The organism is uncultured Candidatus Thioglobus sp. (genome assembly GCF_963981275.1).
In the GTDB taxonomy this organism is placed as follows: Bacteria; Pseudomonadota; Gammaproteobacteria; order PS1; family Pseudothioglobaceae; genus Thioglobus_A.
Genome location: NZ_CAXCCZ010000010.1, coordinates 20,376 through 38,271, shown reverse-complemented (window position 1 = coordinate 38,271; position 17,896 = coordinate 20,376). Strand labels below are relative to the sequence as shown.

18 protein-coding genes are annotated in these 17,896 nt (G+C 38.8%); 13 read left to right on the top strand and 5 right to left on the bottom strand.

Features of this window, described 5'->3' with window-relative positions:
- The first annotated feature begins 161 nt into the window (after positions 1-161).
- The 7 genes from ABNR88_RS02900 to ABNR88_RS02870 all read left to right on the top strand — a co-directional run bounded on the left by ABNR88_RS02900 (position 162) and on the right by ABNR88_RS02870 (position 7,042).
- Complete coding sequence (locus ABNR88_RS02900; RefSeq protein WP_348669987.1) at positions 162-878, top strand: rhodanese-like domain-containing protein; 717 nt, start codon at positions 162-164, stop codon at positions 876-878.
- A gap of 117 nt (positions 879-995) precedes the next feature.
- Positions 996-1,310 carry an HU family DNA-binding protein gene (locus ABNR88_RS02895; RefSeq protein ID WP_291926567.1) on the top strand — a complete coding sequence of 105 codons (315 nt, stop codon included), beginning with the start codon at positions 996-998 and terminating at the stop codon, positions 1,308-1,310.
- 326 nt (positions 1,311-1,636) lie between these two features.
- Positions 1,637-1,885, top strand: coding sequence for a hypothetical protein (locus tag ABNR88_RS02890; protein WP_291926564.1), 249 nt, complete (start codon positions 1,637-1,639; stop codon positions 1,883-1,885).
- A 51-nt stretch (positions 1,886-1,936) separates the two neighbouring features.
- Positions 1,937-2,563, top strand: coding sequence for a response regulator (locus ABNR88_RS02885; protein ID WP_291926561.1), 627 nt, complete (start codon positions 1,937-1,939; stop codon positions 2,561-2,563).
- On the top strand, positions 2,551-5,124 hold the full coding sequence (locus ABNR88_RS02880; protein WP_291926559.1) for an ABC transporter substrate-binding protein: 2,574 nt from the start codon (positions 2,551-2,553) through the stop codon (positions 5,122-5,124). Before ABNR88_RS02885 ends, ABNR88_RS02880 begins: the two co-directional genes overlap by 13 nt.
- 422 nt (positions 5,125-5,546) lie before the next feature.
- On the top strand, positions 5,547-6,272 hold the full coding sequence (locus ABNR88_RS02875; RefSeq protein WP_291926556.1) for a DUF3530 family protein: 726 nt from the start codon (positions 5,547-5,549) through the stop codon (positions 6,270-6,272).
- The gene (locus ABNR88_RS02870; protein WP_291926555.1) at positions 6,260-7,042 is read left to right on the top strand and encodes a sulfite exporter TauE/SafE family protein; all 783 of its coding nucleotides are present in this window, start codon (positions 6,260-6,262) and stop codon (positions 7,040-7,042) included. The genes ABNR88_RS02875 and ABNR88_RS02870 overlap by 13 nt, the downstream gene beginning before the upstream one ends.
- Before the next feature lie 28 nt (positions 7,043-7,070).
- Here ABNR88_RS02870 and ABNR88_RS02865 read toward each other — a convergent pair whose 3' ends face one another.
- Genes ABNR88_RS02865 through msrB form a run of 3 tightly spaced genes read right to left on the bottom strand, consistent with a single transcriptional unit; the run spans position 7,071 to position 9,330 of the window.
- Positions 7,071-7,670: a flavin prenyltransferase UbiX gene (locus ABNR88_RS02865; RefSeq protein ID WP_291926554.1), complete on the bottom strand. Its 600-nt coding sequence runs from the start codon at positions 7,668-7,670 to the stop codon at positions 7,071-7,073.
- Positions 7,667-8,965 carry a UDP-N-acetylmuramate:L-alanyl-gamma-D-glutamyl-meso-diaminopimelate ligase gene (mpl, locus tag ABNR88_RS02860; protein ID WP_348669984.1) on the bottom strand — a complete coding sequence of 433 codons (1,299 nt, stop codon included), beginning with the start codon at positions 8,963-8,965 and terminating at the stop codon, positions 7,667-7,669. Before mpl ends, ABNR88_RS02865 begins: the two co-directional genes overlap by 4 nt.
- Positions 8,965-9,330 (bottom strand): peptide-methionine (R)-S-oxide reductase MsrB, encoded by a 366-nt coding sequence (msrB, locus tag ABNR88_RS02855; protein WP_348669982.1) that lies wholly within the window; start codon positions 9,328-9,330, stop codon positions 8,965-8,967. The genes mpl and msrB overlap by 1 nt, the downstream gene beginning before the upstream one ends.
- Positions 9,331-9,371: 41 nt before the next feature.
- Here msrB and ABNR88_RS02850 point away from each other — a divergent pair, with 41 nt between their 5' ends.
- A complete protein-coding gene (locus tag ABNR88_RS02850; protein ID WP_291926548.1) occupies positions 9,372-10,466 on the top strand; it encodes a polynucleotide adenylyltransferase in 1,095 nt (364 codons plus the stop codon).
- On the opposite strand, the gene ABNR88_RS02845 is transcribed toward ABNR88_RS02850, so the two are convergent.
- Both ABNR88_RS02845 and yihA read right to left on the bottom strand, forming a co-directional pair.
- A complete protein-coding gene (locus ABNR88_RS02845) occupies positions 10,443-12,917 on the bottom strand; it encodes a PD-(D/E)XK nuclease family protein (RefSeq protein WP_291926545.1) in 2,475 nt (824 codons plus the stop codon). The two genes, ABNR88_RS02850 and ABNR88_RS02845, sit on opposite strands and share 24 nt — an antisense overlap.
- Positions 12,918-13,517, bottom strand: coding sequence for a ribosome biogenesis GTP-binding protein YihA/YsxC (yihA, locus tag ABNR88_RS02840; RefSeq protein WP_291926543.1), 600 nt, complete (start codon positions 13,515-13,517; stop codon positions 12,918-12,920). It abuts the gene before it with no gap.
- An 82-nt stretch (positions 13,518-13,599) separates the two neighbouring features.
- Here yihA and ABNR88_RS02835 point away from each other — a divergent pair, with 82 nt between their 5' ends.
- From ABNR88_RS02835 to clpX, 5 genes are all read left to right on the top strand, one after another.
- On the top strand, positions 13,600-13,881 hold the full coding sequence (locus ABNR88_RS02835; RefSeq protein WP_291926541.1) for a c-type cytochrome: 282 nt from the start codon (positions 13,600-13,602) through the stop codon (positions 13,879-13,881).
- 98 nt (positions 13,882-13,979) lie between these two features.
- Complete coding sequence (locus ABNR88_RS02830; RefSeq protein WP_291926538.1) at positions 13,980-14,621, top strand: cytochrome c4; 642 nt, start codon at positions 13,980-13,982, stop codon at positions 14,619-14,621.
- A gap of 107 nt (positions 14,622-14,728) precedes the next feature.
- On the top strand, positions 14,729-16,024 hold the full coding sequence (tig, locus tag ABNR88_RS02825; protein WP_291926536.1) for a trigger factor: 1,296 nt from the start codon (positions 14,729-14,731) through the stop codon (positions 16,022-16,024).
- Positions 16,025-16,621, top strand: a complete 597-nt coding sequence (gene clpP, locus ABNR88_RS02820; RefSeq protein ID WP_291926533.1) for an ATP-dependent Clp endopeptidase proteolytic subunit ClpP — start codon at positions 16,025-16,027, stop codon at positions 16,619-16,621.
- 2 nt (positions 16,622-16,623) lie between these two features.
- Complete coding sequence (gene clpX / locus ABNR88_RS02815; RefSeq protein WP_348669978.1) at positions 16,624-17,892, top strand: ATP-dependent Clp protease ATP-binding subunit ClpX; 1,269 nt, start codon at positions 16,624-16,626, stop codon at positions 17,890-17,892.
- Positions 17,893-17,896: the final 4 nt, after the last annotated feature.

The following is a 17,896-nucleotide window of genomic DNA, read 5'->3' as shown; positions in this document are numbered from 1 at the left end:
AATATTATCGTGGTGGTATGCAAGCTTGGCGTTCGGTTGGTTTAACAACAGTTAAGTAGTTTTTCAAATTTATGGTTTACCATTATATTAGTTTAATCTTATATAAATTATAATACACGCCTGTAAATCATATAATTTATTTAACTATTTTTTTAATCGCCATGAGAATGCTATCCACTTTAATTGTCCTATTATTACTTAGTCTATCTACCTATGGTTATGCAGAAGAAGCATCTAAATCTGCACTTGAAGTGGCCGCTGAGAAGACTGTAACTGATGGCAATACAGTAAAGAAAAAAAACAAAAAGATGAAAAAATCTGTTTATCTTAAACCGAATACACTCGAGTTAAACGTAATGATTGATGGTGAGAAATTTACCATTAAGCGCAACCAAGATCGTAAGCATCTAATTAGTAAGTTTTATCAAAAAACCGGTCGTGGCATTATTAAGCCCATGCATCCGTTTAAACCGCACGCAGTGGAAACTATTGCTGAGCATGAGATGATGAAATATATTTCTAGGGTTTCTACACCTGAATGGAATACGATAGTAGTTGATGCAAGAAAATCTATTTGGCTAACCTTAACAGGAACGCTTCCAGGTGCGACACATGTTCCATTTCATAAATTTAACAAAGACAAAGATTACGCACGAGAGGTAATGGAAGATGAATTTGGTGTTACTTATGATGCTAATGGCGTTCGTGACTTTTCTCAAGCTAAAACTTTAGCAATCTACTGCAATGGTAATTGGTGCAGAATGTCTCCTGAACTAATATGGGGTTTACTAAAATATGGCTATCCAGCAGAAAAGATTAAATACTACCGCGGTGGCATGCAAGCTTGGCAATTACTAGGATTAAATGTGGTTGAGTAGTTTATAAAATATAAGGAATACCGCTATAGCAATAAGGTTTTTTGTTGTTATACTTTTTAACACCTAGCATGGTTTAGTTATAAAAAATACTGCTATCTCCTTAAAAATAGAGTAGCCATGTTAGGTACTAATTCAACAATAATTAAAGGTCAACCAATGAACAAATCAGAACTTATTGATGCAATTGCATCAGAATCAGGCTTATCTAAAGCAGATGCAACTCGTGCATTAAACGCAACAACAGATGCCATTACCGGCGCTTTGTCTAAAGAAGATACAGTGCAATTAACAGGCTTTGGTAGTTTTGTTGTTAGAGCGCGTGCTGCTCGTAGTGGTCGTAATCCTCAAACTGGTGCAACAATTCAAATTAAAGCCTCTAAAGTGGCCGCATTTAAAGCAGGTAAAGCATTAAAAGATACTGTTAATAAATAATCACATTGACCCTGTCAATGGTCATAGTAAGAAAATAAGAAAAAACACCTTTTAAGGTGTTTTTTTTCGTCATTGATTTTCAGGTTAAATTTATGTGGAATCCCGCTATATTTATATGAATATAATCATATTATAATGTTGTTATATTTTTTTTAAAGAGATAAGATTTGCATTTGATGCATTTGGTATCTTTAACAATAGGAGTGAAACATAATGGAATTTTTTTTACAGATTATGATTGGCATGATTTTTTTAGCAGGGCTTGTTTTTGCGTATACATGTGGCAAGTCTGAATACTGTTGTTTATCTGCTAACTGTCCTTCAGAATGATTATAAAAGTGACACTATTGCTGATGGGGCTTGGCGGTATGTGGTCAGTGAGTGCCAATCACCATACCTTAACCCTGCACATGAATGATAATATGGGTTCTAGTGGTACTTTAAGGTGTAATAGTAGTAGGCATTGTATGGAGTTGATTAAAGAATTTGAATACCGCCGTTCACCAGGTGATTGTAATTTTGTCGAGATTAAAGCTGGCAGTAGAATTATTTATCGGAAAATTTATCGTGATTAAAATGCTCAATCATCTAAAACTATCCTTGAAATTGTCTTTATACTTAGGCCTATGTTGCTAGATAAAACTCTTCTTGATAATACAATTTTCATTGTTGATGATGATGAAAATATTTTAAACTCCCTGGTTGTGTTTTTTGATTTGTTAGGCTTCAAAACTCGCTCATTTTCCTCAGCTGTTGACTATCTTAAGCAACTAGATGACACTCAAGGTTGTTTAGTTTGTGATATTTCCATGCCCGATATGACCGGCATGGATCTATTATCTGAGCTTAATAAAGTTGCACATCTTAGACCTACCGTGTTTATCACCGGGGTATCCACCGTCAAAATGGCCGTAGAGGCGATGAAATTAGGCGCAGCAGATTTTATCGAAAAGCCAGTTTCAACAGATGTATTGTTAGACAGGGTTATGGGCGCTATTGATAATTTTAAGCCTAGTTTGGTGGCTGTTAATGATTACAAAACCCTCACCCCTAAAGAGTGTGAAGTGTTTGACTTAATTATTAAAGGCGTGACAAATCATGATATTGCGCAACAATTATGCTCATCAATCTCAACGGTTGAAAAGCATCGAGCCTCGGTGATGAAAAAAATGAACGTCGATTCTCTTGCACTGTTGATTACAACATTGCCAAAACTAAAACCACTAGGGTCGGCTTTAGCATGCAACGCTTAATCAAGCAAGCACTCAGTTTAGTTTTATTGATCTCTTTGCATGCTTTAGCTGGCCATGCTGAGTATATAGATCATGTGAAGTTAGCTCTGCAATGGAAGCATCAATTTCAATTTGCAGGCTATTACATGGCCAAGGAAAAAGGCTTTTATCAAGCGCAAAATATTGAAGTTGAGATTAGCGAGGTGAATCTTGAGCATACTCCTACCGAGCTACTGCTCAAGGGTAAAGTTGAATTTGCAACGTCGGGGATTGAAGCCTTAAAATTAAGATCTGAAGATGAGCCTTTGGTGTCTCTATATGCCATTAGTAGAAACTCTCCTTTAGTTTTACTGGTTAAAAAAAGCTCAAACATTAAAACAGCAGCCGATTTGCGCAATAAAAGAATTTCTATGGCCCAGGCGGATCAATTCATTATCTCCTCCATGTTAAAGCGTGCCGGCTTATCTACACAAGATTATATTCATCAAGCGCCAGACTTTAGTATGGATGACTTGATTAATGATCGCACAGATGCGGTTGCTGCATATCAATCTAATGAGGGGTTTTGGCTAAAAAAACAAGGAATTGAATATCGTTACATTTCGCCAGATGATTACGGTTTAGGAATTTACAGCGATCTTTTAGTAACCACTGAAAAAGAGCTGGAGCAACATCCTATCCGTGTGAGTAAATTTCGACAGGCCAGTTTAGAAGGTTGGAAGTATGCTTTTTCTCATGTCGATGAGACCATTGATGTAATTTTAAAAAAATACAATACACAAAATAAATCACGTGAACATCTGCAATTTGAAGCGCGAGAAATGGCTAAGTTGGTACAACCTTTAAAAGTTGAAATGGGTAGTATGCGACAAGAATTTTGGCAACAAATTTTGCGAACATTTACTCAATCAGGCTACATTAGCAAGTCAGTTAATTTACGTGATTTCGTCTATGAAGACGCCGCCACTGAAAAGAAGTTAGTGTTAACACCTAGTCAAAAAAAATGGCTATTAGAGCATCCTAGCATTCGACTGGGTGTTGATCCAGGCTTCTACCCCATAGAATATAAAGATAATCGTGGTGAATATCTAGGTATTTCAGCTGATGTTGTTAAATTGTTAAGCCAGCAGCTTGGTGTGAGTATGCAGCCGGTATCAGGTATTAGCTGGAGTGAGGTTATTAATCAGGCGCAATCCAATACCTTGGATGTATTGCCAGCTATTGCCAAAACTAAAGCTAGACAGCAATACTTATTATATTCAAAGCCTTACATGCAAAACAATATGGTGATTGTAACAACAAAAAATCACCCAATGATTAGAACAAAATCTATGGTTAATGGACGAATGGTTTATTCTCTGGAGTCTTTGCACGGTAAGAAAGTGGCCGTAACCAAAGACTATCCTGCATATCAGCGACTGGCTGATCAAAAAGATCCGATTGAGCTACTGGTTAAACCGACAACATTGGCCTCTTTGCAAGCGGTTATTAGTGGCGAAGCTAATGCCGCGGTTGTTTTTTTAGATGCGGCTACGGCCTTGCTAAATTCGCATCAAATGACACAACTTAGAATTGATGATAATGCGTTTAAAGAGCCGAGTCATATATATTTTGCCGTCAGAAAAGATTGGCCGGAATTAGTGGAGATTATTAATATGGCGCTGGACGTTGTTGGTCCTTCTGAAATTAACCGAATTCAAAGAAAATGGCGTGCAACCCCCGTTGTGCTAGGTGTTCAGAAAAAAGAAGTGGCACTCTATTTGGGAATTTTAATGACGGTTATTATCTTTATTGTACTTTGGCTGTATTTTTTGAAAAAAGCCAAAACAAAGATTGAATTACAAAATAAAGCCAATATTAGTCGGCTAATTTCCCAATCACGCCATGTGGTTATGGGTGAAATGATTGCGATCTTAACCCATCAGTGGAAGCAGCCATTAACAGCCATGATGCTGAGTGTTGGTACCGTTAAAACTAAGCTTAGGTCTATGAAAATATCTGCCACTGATGCACAATTTTTAAATACTCAAATGGAAAAGACAGAAACCATGATGTCGGATCAAAATCAGTTGTTGGCAGATTTTAGAGATTTTTTCCATCCTGATAAACAAAAAGAGTTATTTGCAGTGTGTGCAAACATTAATAGCGTACTAGAAGTGCTCCAGGGTTTGATTGTTAGACATCATATTAAAATTAATACTAGTATTCCACCAGGACTAGAAATTGTTGGTTATGCTAGAGAATTACGCCATGTAATGATTAACTTGATTCAAAATTCTATTGATCAGATCGCTGAAACAAAGGTTAGTAATCCAACAATCTCAATTCACACTACTGCACATAAAAATTCACTTGATATTGTCCTGGAGGATAATGCAGGCGGTATTGATAAATCAATTATTGAAACCATATTCGAGCCTTATGTTTCGACCAAATCTTTAAATGGAACTGGCTTGGGTTTATATATGAGTAAAAAAATTATTCAAGATAATTTTCAGGGTGATATTAGAGTTGTTAATACTAGATATGGGGCAAAATTCACAATTAAAATCCCTCTAGAAGGTGGTCACAATCACGGTTAATGGTTTTTTTCGGCAGAAATAAGGTATACCGCTATAGGAATTTCAATTTATGTTTTGTAAAATGAGCTTGTGTTAAATATCAAATACTAAAATATTTAAACCCTCTCCCCAAGAAGGTTATATTTAGCACACCTCTTGTAGGTTGAATTTTTTTGGAAATTTTACCAATACAAGTAAATTCTGAGTGATATCCGCCTAAAAAGTTGTTTTTTCATACTCTTCTCCTGCGAATATCGCTCTTTTTTTTATCTTTTTTCTATATAAATCAAAAAAAATCCATAATTTTGGTATTTTTTATCCAATAAGTGCTGTTTATTTAATATTTTCTTTATTTTTAATATTTTTTACGCCAAATGAGTCATTTGCATTATTTCGTAAATTTTTATCTTATAATTTAGTATCTCTTGAATCGGAAAAATAAAATGAAACTACTAATCATGTTGTTATTAGCCAGCACTCTAGTCAATGCACAAACGCTACCTGATTACGCCAAAGAAAAGCGTTGGGCGCAACAAATAGAAGATGGACTAATGGATGGCGATGTTGTTTGGCTAACGGCGAACGATCACGAATTTATGTCGATATATACGCCGAGTGAAACTGATACACAAAAAACTGCCGTAATTGTGCATGGTTTGGGCGTGCATCCAGATTGGCAGCAAGTCATCCAGCCTGTGCGTGTGGCTTTAACAACTCAAGGTTTTAATACACTTTCTATTCAAATGCCAGTGTTAGATAATGAAGCGCATGCAGGTGCTTATCGAGCAGTATTTCCCCAAGCGGATCTTCGCATTCAGGCGGCGGCCGATTATTTACACCAAAATGATTTAATCGCGAATGTGCTGATTGCACATAGTTTAGGCAGTGTCATGTCAACTCATTATTTGGCCAATAATAAACACCCATTTAATCGCTTTGTCGGAATTGGCATGCCGGGTGACAATGCACAATATTTATCCAAACTAACCATTCCTGTCCTGGACTTATATGGCGATGAAGATATTGTGTCCGTTCTGGATAGTGTTCAAACCAGAGCTCAAGCGGCCAAAGATAATGCAAACTACACACAAAAAATGGTGACAGCAGATCACTTTTTTAATGACAGAGATGAGCTTCTGATTGAATCGGTGGATACATGGCTGAAATAATTCCGCTGTTGCTTCTGGGCGCATTTTCAGGTTTTATTGCTGGCCTGTTAGGCGTAGGAGGGGGGCTGATTATGGTGCCAGTATTGCTGTATTTATTGGCAGGGCATATTGATCAATCCATACTCATGCACAGTGCTGTTGGCACGGCACTGGCAGCGATTATTTTTACCTCAATCTCAAGTGTTAGAGCGCATCATCAGCACGGCGCTATTCATTGGCATTATTTTAAAAAAATGACACCGACAATTTTATTGGGTGCTTTTAGTGGGGCGCTACTAACTCAACTCATGAGTTTTGACTTTATGCGACTGTTTTTTGCTGGATTTGAATTGACAGTAGCAGCTATTTTGTATTTTGGCTTAAGTAGCAGTCGCCACATTGATCATCTAGCAAACTGGGTGTGGCGTGTGGTAGGCTATATTATTGGCTTAGTGTCTGCCATTGTTGGTATTGGTGGAGGTACAATGACTACGCCATTTTTAACTTATAACAATGTTGATATTAAAAATTCCATTGCCACTTCAGCCGCCGTCGGACTGCCTATTGCAATTGCTGGTGCACTAGGATTTATTGTGGCTGGTTGGAATATTGAATCCACAGCGTCAGGATTGGGCTTTATTCAAATGCAGGCGCTTGTTAGTATTGTAGTGATGAGTGTTATTTTTGCCCCGCTAGGAGCAAAAACTGCGCACCGTGTAGATGGGAAAAAGCTTAAAAAATTCTTCGCCATCTTCCTGGCTTTTTTAGGCATAACTGTACTCGCTTTTTAATGTAATAGGCAAGGCCTATTACATATTACTAACCTTGCCAAGGTGGTAGAAGATCGTGCTCAACCTCTAAGTGGTCTAGAATGCGGGCCACCACAAAATCAACCAAATCTTGAATGCAAGTCGGATTTTGATAAAATGCAGGATTGGCATCCATGATCACCACGCCTAGGCGAGATAGTTTGAGCATATTCTCCAAGTGAATGGCTGAATATGGGGTTTCTCTAGGTACTAAAATGAGCTTTTTTTGCTCCTTAATGACCACATCAGCTGCACGGTGCATAAGGTTGTCGGCTGCGCCATGGGCAATTGCTGAGAGTGTGCTCATGGTACAAGGGCATACTACCATTGCACGTGGCGGGTTAGAGCCTGAAGCAACTGGCGCTGTCCACTGATTTTTAGAAAATACTTCAATTTGACCATCTTTAGCATTCAAATATTGACCAAGATTTTTTTCAATAGACTGAGTGTCGCCACCTAAATTAAGATCGGTTTCCATGGCGATAACAGTATTGGCCGCGGTTGAAATCATTACATAAATAAGCTCTTGAGTTTTAACAAGTTCTTTAAGCAGAGTGAGTGCATACGGCATACCCGATGCGCCAGTTAGAGCGATTGCAATTGGTTTCATAGGTTTTTAATTAGTTTGTTAAAAATATCATCAAAACTACCATTTGACATGACCACCAAATGGCCTTGCTGAAGACGACTGAGCGAATCAACCAGCTCATCAACAGAGTTAAATAGATTGTAATCTTTGAATAAGGTGTCTATATTCCAGTCGCTGTTTGAAGGTCTAAGAATAAAGACTTGATCAGCTTCTTTTAGTGCATCAACCAATGTTTGCTGGTGTACGCCAGATTTCATGGTGTTAGATCTAAGCTCTACAATGGCGATAATAGGTGCTCTACCCACTTTGTTGCGCAAGCCTGATAGTGTTGTTTGAATGGCACTCGGGTGATGGGCAAAGTCGTCATAAAGGGTAAATTTATCCGTTTGATGTTTAAGCTCTAAACGCCGCTTAACTCCTTTAAATTGATTTAGCGCTTCGCAAGCAACCTTAAAAGGTACGCCAACATGGTGAGCGGCATAGATTGCACTTAAGCCGTTTTGCATATTGTGCTCACCGAGCAAGTGCCAATCTACTTGTGCACTTTCCACTTTAAAACTTGTGCCCATATCAGTGATGTGTAATTGCTCAGTAGGTATGATCTTTTGGGCAGACCAAAGACCTTGCTCAAGCACTTCATTAATCGCTTGTTGATTTTCTGGGGAAAGGATTAATCCATCGCTAGGGATGGTTCGAATAAGATGATGAAATTGTTTTTGAATGTCTTTGATTGAGTCAAAAATATCAGCATGATCAAACTCAAGATTATTAATCACCAAAGTTTTTGGATGGTAATGGACAAATTTCGAGCGTTTATCAAAAAAAGCAGTGTCGTATTCATCTGCCTCAATGACAAAAAAGTTTGAATCAGTGAGTCGTGATGAGACGCCAAAGTCTTCGACTACACCACCAATTAAAAAGCTAGGATTGTAGCCGGCATATTCAAGAATGTGGGCCAGCATACTAGCGGTGGTGGTTTTGCCATGAGTACCAGAGATGGCCAATACCCACTTATCACGTAGTACGTTTTCACTCAGCCACTGCGCACCTGACGTATAAGTGTATTGTTTGCTAAGAATCTCTTCAACACACTCATTTCCTCGTGACAATGCATTGCCAATAATGAATATATCAGCCTTAGGCATGTCGGCTAGATGGTAGCCGTGCGTGTACTTAATATTTTGTTCGTCAAGCTGAGTGCTCATGGGTGGGTATACACCTTGATCTTGGCCAGTAACTCTGTGCCCAAGCTGTCTGGCAATTAGAGCGAGTGAGCCCATAAAGGTGCCAGCTATACCAAGAATATGAATATGCATTATGTTTTTTTAAATCCTAGTGAAGCTGAATTAATACAGTAGCGTTGGCCAGTAGGTGCAGGGCCGTCTGAAAATACATGGCCAAGATGGGCATCACATTTTTTGCAGCTAACTTCAGTGCGCACCATAGCGTGTGTATTGTCTGCAATTAGAGTGATACTGTCAGCCTTGGCAATATCGTAAAAGCTCGGCCAGCCTGTACCGGAGTCAAATTTAGTGGCCGATGAAAAGAGTATTTGACCACAACAAACACACACATAGTTGCCCAGTTCATGATGGCTAACGTATTCACCCGAAAAGGGTGCTTCGGTGCCACACTGTTGTGTAACTCTAAACTGTTCGGGCGTTAAGTTATCTAAATCCATTCGTGTATTATATGAGAATTAATAAAATTCTTCCCATAAGTATGAAAGTTTATTTAGTTGGCGGTGCGGTGCGTGATCATCTATTAGGTGTCGCAAATGACGATACTGAGAAAGATTGGGTGGTGGTTGGCGCTTCACCTGAGGAAATGTTGGATTTGGGTTATCGCCAAGTGGGTAAAGAATTTCCAGTCTTTTTACATCCTGGTACACAAGAAGAATATGCACTTGCCAGGCTTGAGCGTAAAGTTGGGAAAGGTTACAAGGGTTTTAAATTTGATACCTCAAAAGCGGTAACCCTTGAACAGGATCTATCTCGCCGTGATCTAACCATTAATGCTATTGCTCAAGATGTGCGCAATAGTGATGAGTTGTTTGATCCATTTGACGGACAGTCTGATTTGAATAATGGCTTATTACGTCATGTTTCTAATGCGTTTAGTGAAGATCCAGTGCGTGTGCTGCGGGTTGCTCGCTTTGCAGCACGGTTCAAACCTTTTGGCTTTAAGGTAGCGCACGAAACGCATCAGCTGATGAAGACTATGGTTGTTTCAGGTGAGGTGGATGCGCTTACTCCTGAGCGTGTTTTTAAAGAATTGGAAAAATCACTCTGTTATGCCACACCTTCTGCTTTTTTTAAAGTATTAGCGGCATGTGGCGCCTATGATCGTGTGTTTACGCCATTATCAACTAAGCAACATTCAAGCCATGAAAATCAATTTGAGTTTTTAGATGGACTAAAGACCAATCAAGCGCATTTGAAGTTTTGTCTTTGGCTGGTTAACGAAAGCCCGGGCGATGTTGTTAAGCTGTGCCAACAACTAAAGGCACCTAAGCAATATGAGCAATTAGCCAGGCTAAGTGCCCAGTTTTACTCATTTGTTAAATTATTTGATGAGCAAACAGAGGATGCAATTTATGAATTTTTCGCTAAGACTGATGCGCTCAGGCGTAAAGATCGATTCGAAGATTTACTTAATGTTTTTCAATTATTATCAGTTGAAGTTGGTGCAATTATCAAGCTTAAAGATCAGTTGAGTTCAATTGATATTGCTTCACTGGATAAGGTGAATATCGCTCAAGCGATTGTCGATGAGAAAAAAGCGATTATTGCATTATTTTTGAATACGACAAAGTAAATCAAATTCACAATAATCACAAGCTGTTTTGTTCGGCAGGACTTGCGCCTGTCCTGATTGAAATGCCTGGCTCGCTTGGTCTAATCGATTTTCCCAGCTAATTAGCTGCTCATCCCATTCAAGACATTTACCTTTTCTGGTGGATTGTTTTGGTAGGGAGTCAGGGTCTTTAGACAAGCCTTTAAAGCTGACACCACTCGAATTAAGCTCAATAAAAGCAGCGCCTTGTGTGTGGTTAGTTACGCTATAAATAGGTAATTGTGGCTCGGCAATATCTGTCGAGCACCATTTAGCAGTTGAGGTATCACCTGTTTTGTAGTCAAACACAATGTGGTCGCCATTTTCCATTTGATCTAAGCGATCAAGGCGTGTATTGAAGCTTAGCCCGGCAATATCCACCCGAATACTTTGCTCGGTGGCCAGCACCCGAAAATTCTCTCGATCTTTGTCAGTTTTGACAAATTTATGTAATAGTTGTGCCAGTCTAATTTTTTCAATGGCTTTATAGCCAGAATTGTCGTGACGTTTGAGCGCCGAATAAACTTTTTGATCAATCAATGTTTTAAGCTCATCTGGGTCTAGTTGCAATAGTGCCTCTTTGGTTTCAACTTCCTGATAGAGATAGTGCAAAGCATTATGAATAGCATTGCCTTGTTCACGCCTATCAAGGCCAATATGTGGATCATCATAGTGTGTTAAATTCAGTCGATGTGCAAATCCTTTAAAGGCGCAAGCCATTTGATTTTTGAGTAAATTAACGCCAGATTTAACCTCGTTGTGTGTGAATTTGGTCGTGACTTCATCGTGAATAGATTCAGTTAAATGGGGGGTTGTCTTAGTATCTGGCTGACAAATGCTATCATCCTCAAAGTGCACTAAAGGCGAAGGCAATTGTTCCAGTCCTAGGTGTGACTTCGCATAGGAAAAAACTACCTGACTTGATAGTGAGCGTAAGTTGTTTAGTGTATTTTGTGCATCGGTTTGAATTAACTCGTAACTACTATGTGGAATTTGATGGTGGATAGCAAGATCTGTGCTGATAAATCTCGGTGAATTTAGATTGGCGGGCAGGAAATCATGCGTCATTCCCAGTACCCAGGCTTGGTCAAAATGCAGGCCTTCTGCCTCTAAAGAGCCAATAATCTGAATACTAGCCTTACCTGATTGAGCCTGAAAGACAACTTGATTAGTGATATCTTTGAGTAGTTGAAGTGCTTTTTTCTCAGAACATTTTTTATGATGTAGCGAGAGGTTGTTAAGCTTTAACGCACTGTTTATATACTTATTGAATAGTTGATACTCACTACTACTTAGTTGTCGGTCTGTCGCAAATCCCCAGTGGCTAAGTGTTGCGTTAAAGCTTAGCAAGTGCTCGCTTAATAATTGGGTTATTAGCGCATGATTTTTGTTGGTTTTAATCATTGCCAATAGGATTGGACATTGGTCTAAAGCCTCTTGTATGTGCTCTAGTTGAAAAGATTCTAGTGATAAGGATAATGCATGATTAGCCAGGAGATGTCGCGCACTGCGCTCAAGTTGATAGCCTTGAATATAAACGCTGATAATGACTTGATTAAAAAGCTTGGTATTAATACTGTCAGTTTTTAGTTGCTCATTTAGCTCGAGTAGATTGAGTAGGTCTTGGATGAGCGTATATTGAGATAGGGCTAATCCCAGGGAAATATTGTAAGATTTTCGCCCTGTTTCTACTAATAAATTATTAAACGTTTGATCAAAAATCGAACTAAGCTGATATTGAAGCTCGCTTAATTGAGGGCAAACAATAGCAATCGACTGATTAGGGTTTTCGTCTTGTTGTTGTTTTGCCCAAAGAGCTGCCGCTTTGATTTCATCTAGCGTAGTGTCAAAGCACTTTTGCTCGGTTTTATGTGTGTACTGAGCATGAATAACATGATGATCAAGCATGCCAAATATTTTATTTTGTATTGGTGTTAGTGTTTTAAAACCATAGATATAAGGCGATTGAAAGGTGCTGGTATCTTCCAATATAAGCGCAGGTATGTCATTGATATCGATTAAATTTAAATTACGCTTAACTTGCTGGTAGTGCTTGATCCAATTGGCAAAAACTTCGCAAATTTGCACTTTAGACTGAATCAAAATATCCAAAGTAATTAAATGATTAGCACAGTAGTCATAGTTTTTAATGACTTCATTAATGAGTTGTGCGTGGCAAGATTGCTCAAATTGTTTAAGTGAGGACTCAATTAAATAACGCTGTTCAGTAGCATCAATTAGTCGTAGAGCGCTATGAACATGCTGCGACTTCCAATAATACTGAAGATACTGTTGCCAAGATAAGATATTTGGCAATTGTACAAGGGGGTGTCGCTTTGAAAAAGTGTGTTTAAAAGCTAGAACTTGGCGATTGTTAGCAACAACAATGGTATCTGTTGTGGCAATATGGCTCAGGTCAGCATCAATATCCATTTAGTCGATGTAGCCAAAAAAAGTGTCAAGTCGGCCCCAGAGTTCATCCAGTCCTTGTTTTTTAAGGCTGGAGAAAAGCTGAACATCTACATAAGGATGGTTTTTAATCTCTTTTTTAATTTGTTGATAGGTATTGGCTGCTGCACCTTTTTTAAGTTTGTCAGCCTTGGTTAAGATAATTTGTGTGGGTAGATTGATACTAACACACCACTCTAACATCATTTTATCAAAAGGCTTGAGTGGATGACGTACATCCATCACTAAGACAGCGCCACGCAGACAATCACGCTTGTCGAAATACTCGCTCATATCCAGATGCCACTGTTTTTTAACATGATCTGGTACTTTGGCGTAGCCATAGCCTGGCAAATCCACCAAACGTCTATCTTTATCCAGCTCAAAAAATACCAAATGCTGAGTGCGCCCCGGTGTACGAGAAACTTTGGCTAATTTATTTTGCATGGTAAGGGTATTAATTGAGCTTGACTTGCCTGCATTGGATCTTCCGGCAAAGATAACTTCAAAACCTTCGTCAGGTGGACAGCCCTTTAAAGAAGGGCATGAGAGTAGGAATTTGGCTTGGTGGTAGTGTTTACGCATTTGTTAAAACTGTGTATAATCGAAAATTAGTGGTCTTTGAACTACTTACTATTTTATATTATTAAAAAATAAGGAGAGAGTAATGAGAAAGGTTTTATTAGTAGCTGCAGCTACAATGGCAATGGGCACAGTTCAGGCAAATTCATTTGATGCATTAGGTTGTTCTGGTTGTCATGGTGCAGGTGGTAAGTCAGCAATTCCAACTTACCCATCATTAGCCAAATCAGCACGTCCAGATCTTGATGTTGTGAAAGAGTTAAAAGACTTTCAATCAGGCACACGTGTAGATCCTACAATGAATGCAATGGCGCCAATGGCGGCTGGTCAAGAGCAAGCAATTGCTGACTATCTAGCAGGACAATAAATTACTTAGCATCCTTGAGGTGCATTTCGTAATTTTAATAAGCCGATATTAACGTATAATATCGGCTTATTTTTTTCTAAAAAAAGAGACGCATTATTATGAATAAATTAGCTTTGATCTTTGTAGCGGCATTAGCCTTTGTTTCCACTCACACTTCTGCTGCGGGTGACGCAGCTAAAGGCAAGGTTAAATCTGCAACCTGTACTGCATGTCATGGCGCCAATGGTAATTCAATGGTACCAAATTTTCCAAAGTTGGCAGGACAAGGTGAGCGTTATCTTCTTAAACAGCTTCAAGATTTTAAAACAAATAAGCGTCAAGACGGCTTAATGGCAGGCATTGTTGCTGCGTTAACAGCAGAAGACATGGCAAATTTATCGGCTTATTTCTCTAAGCAAGTTATTGCCCAAGGTGTTACTAGTAAGGCTGCAAATATTGCACTCGGTGAAAAACTATATCGTGGTGGCGACAAAGAAAGAGGGATTGTTGCTTGTATGGCTTGTCATGGTCCTCAAGGTGCCGGCATTCCATCAGCAGGCTTCCCAGCACTTGCTTCTCAGCATACTGCCTACACGTCTAAGCAATTAAAAGATTTTCGTCAAGTTTCTATCAATACGCAAACAGAAGCAAAAACACCTGCTAGAACTAACGATGATTACAAAATGATGATTGAGTTTACTAAGGATTTGACTAATGCAGAAATCGAGGCACTATCTCAGTATATTTCTGGCTTGCATTAAAGACTTTGTTTAAATCTAGAAAAGGCAGTATTTACTGCCTTTTTTATTGTCTGCAATTTAGGTATAATTGAGCGTTTTATATAAACAAAGAGACGGATTTAATACGCATGAAAACTTCACTAGAAACATTAGAAGGTCTAAAAAGATCATTAACAGTAGATGTATCAATTGATACTTTTAACCAAAAGGTTGACAAAATCTTAAAGACGATGGCTTCTCAAGTGAGCATTGACGGTTTTAGAAAAGGCAAAGTTCCTGTCTCAATGGTAAAGCAGCGCTTTGGAGATAACGCCAAATCTGATGCGGTAAATGAAATCGTAAATGAGACATTAGTTGACGCATTAACTGAAGCAAAAGTAACACCTGCAGCGCGTCCATCAGTTAGCAAAGTTGACGCAGAAGGCGAGGATAATTTTTCTTACACAGTTGAATTTGAAGTATTTCCAGAGGTTAAGATTGCAGACTTCTCTAAGTTAGAGGTTGAGCAGGTTAAGGTTGATATTACTAAAGCTGATGAAGAAAGAACACTTAATGGTTTGCAAGAGCAGCTGATCGAATTTAAAACAGTTAAGCGCAAGTCTAAAGAGGGTGATCGTGTAGCCATGGATTTTGTGGGTACGATTGATGGCGAGACGTTTGAAGGTGGTGAAGCTAAAGATTTTAAATTAGTCATTGGTAAAGGCACTATGATTCCTGGCTTTGAAGAAAGTATTACGGATGTTGCTGCTGGAAAAACTGTTGATCTTGATGTGAATTTCCCTGAAGATTATCACGCAACACATTTAGCAGGCAAGCCTGTTAAATTTAACATTACAATTAATGAAGTAGGCTCTCCAAAAGAGCCTAAGCTAGATGCAGAATTTGCTAAGAAATTTGGCGAAAAAGACATGGATGCTTTGTTGGTTAGCATGAAAGAACAAATGCGCACAGAGATTGACGGGCGTATTGATCAGATTAATAAAGATTCACTATTTAATGCTTTAGCAGCAGCAAATAAATTTGATGTACCTCAAGGTAGTATCGATGGTGAAGCACAAAACTTACTAGCTGAAATGCAAGAGCGTATGCAACAACAAGGCCAGACGCCTCAAGCAGATATGCCAGCTTCATTATTTAATGACGAAGCAGAGCGTCGTGTTAAACTTGGTTTGTTAGTTGGACAAATTGCCAGCGACAATCAAATGCAAGCAAGCATGGAGCAAATTGACGCTAGAATTCAAGAGATGTCACAAGCTTATGGTGAAAATGCACAGCAAATGGTTGACTATTACAACCAAGATGTTTCAAGAAAATCAAGCGTCGAGCTGATGATTGTTGAAAAAATGGTGCAAGATAAAATTTTAGAAGACGCCAAAATTAAAACAGTTAAAAAGAAATTTACAGAGATTACCGAGCAAGCCTAAATGGATATCAACAACCTGAATCAAATACCAATGGTGGTGGAGCAATCTGCCCGAGGCGAAAGGTCGTATGATATTTATTCACGCCTTTTAAAAGAACGTATTATATTTTTGGTTGGTCCAGTTGAAGACTACATGGCGAATGTGGTAGTGGCTCAGTTGCTATTTTTAGAGTCTGAGAACCCGGATAAAGATATTCATTTATATATTAATTCACCAGGTGGCTCGGTTAGTGCTGGATTAGCAATTTACGATACCATGCAATTTATTAAGCCAGACGTATCTACCTTGTGTATTGGTCAAGCTGCGTCAATGGGCGCACTATTGTTAACGGCGGGTGCTAAAGATAAGCGCTTTGCATTGCCACACGCAAGGATGATGATTCACCAGCCATTAGGCGGGTTTTCTGGTCAAGCAAGTGATATCGATATTCACGCTCAAGAGATTTTAACCGTGAGAGAAAAGCTCAATACCATCTTAAAAACTCATACTGGGCAAAGCTTGAAGTCTATTCAAAAAGATACAGATAGAGACAACTTTATGTCAGCTGAAGATTCAGCTAAATATGGTCTTATTGATCAAGTGCTGGACAAGCGCTAAGCATGATAGAAGACGATAAAAAAGAACTCTCTTGTTCATTTTGCGGCAAGGAAAAATCTGAAGTCGAGCGTTTAATTGCCGGACCAGGTGTCTATATTTGTAACGAATGTATTGAAACTTGTCATGACTTAATTGAACAGCAAGCCATTCAAAAGGTAACTGAGGATTATAAGGATTGGGACTACACCCCTATACAGCTTCGTGATTTTCTAAATGATTATGTCATTGGACAAGATCATGCTAAGAAAGTCTTGTCAGTGGCGGTTTATAATCACTATAAGCGTCTAAAAAATGACTACATTGCCAATGATGTCGAGTTAGATAAGTCTAATATCTTAATGATTGGGCCAACAGGGTCTGGTAAGACTTTATTGGCACAAACGTTAGCACGTATCCTAGATGTACCTTTTACTGTGGCCGATGCAACAACGTTAACTGAGGCTGGTTATGTAGGTGATGATGTTGAGAATGTCATTAAAAATCTATTATCAAAATGTGATTTTGATCCAGAGCGTGCAGAGCGCGGTATTATTTTTATAGACGAGATTGATAAAATCTCGCGACGTTCTGATTCGCCATCTATTACTCGTGATGTTTCAGGTGAAGGTGTTCAGCAGGCTATGCTTAAACTCATCGAGGGTACAGTTGCCTCTGTGCCACCACAAGGTGGGCGTAAGCATCCTAATCAAGAAACCATTGATGTTGATACTTCAAAGATTTTGTTTATTTGTGGTGGTGCGTTTGATGGCTTGGATGCTATTATCAATAGGCGCGTTGAGAAGGTAACAGGCATAGGTTTTGCTGCAGCCGTTAAAGATAACAACGAAAAGAAAACACTCACAGATTTATTTGATTTAATTCAGCCAGAAGATTTAATTAAGTTTGGCCTAATTCCAGAGTTGGTTGGCAGATTGCCTGTACAAACTGCTTTAGGTGAGCTGGATGAAGCAGCATTAGTGCAAATTCTAACCAAGCCGAAAAATTCAGTCGTTAAGCAATTCCAAGAGATTTTCAAGCTAGAGTCGGTTAAATTAACCTTCAGAAAAGCCTCGTTGCTTGCTATTGCAAAATTAGCCATTAAGCGCAAAACAGGTGCTCGTGGCTTGCGTTCAATTTTGGAAGACTTGTTATTAGATACTATGTTTGAGCTACCTTCTCTAAAAGATGTTGCTGAAGTGGTGATTGATAAAAGCGTGGTAGAAAAAGACAAAGAGCCACTTATCGTTTATAAATCTGAGAAAAAATCAATATCAGATAAAAAAGCCAGTTAGGTTT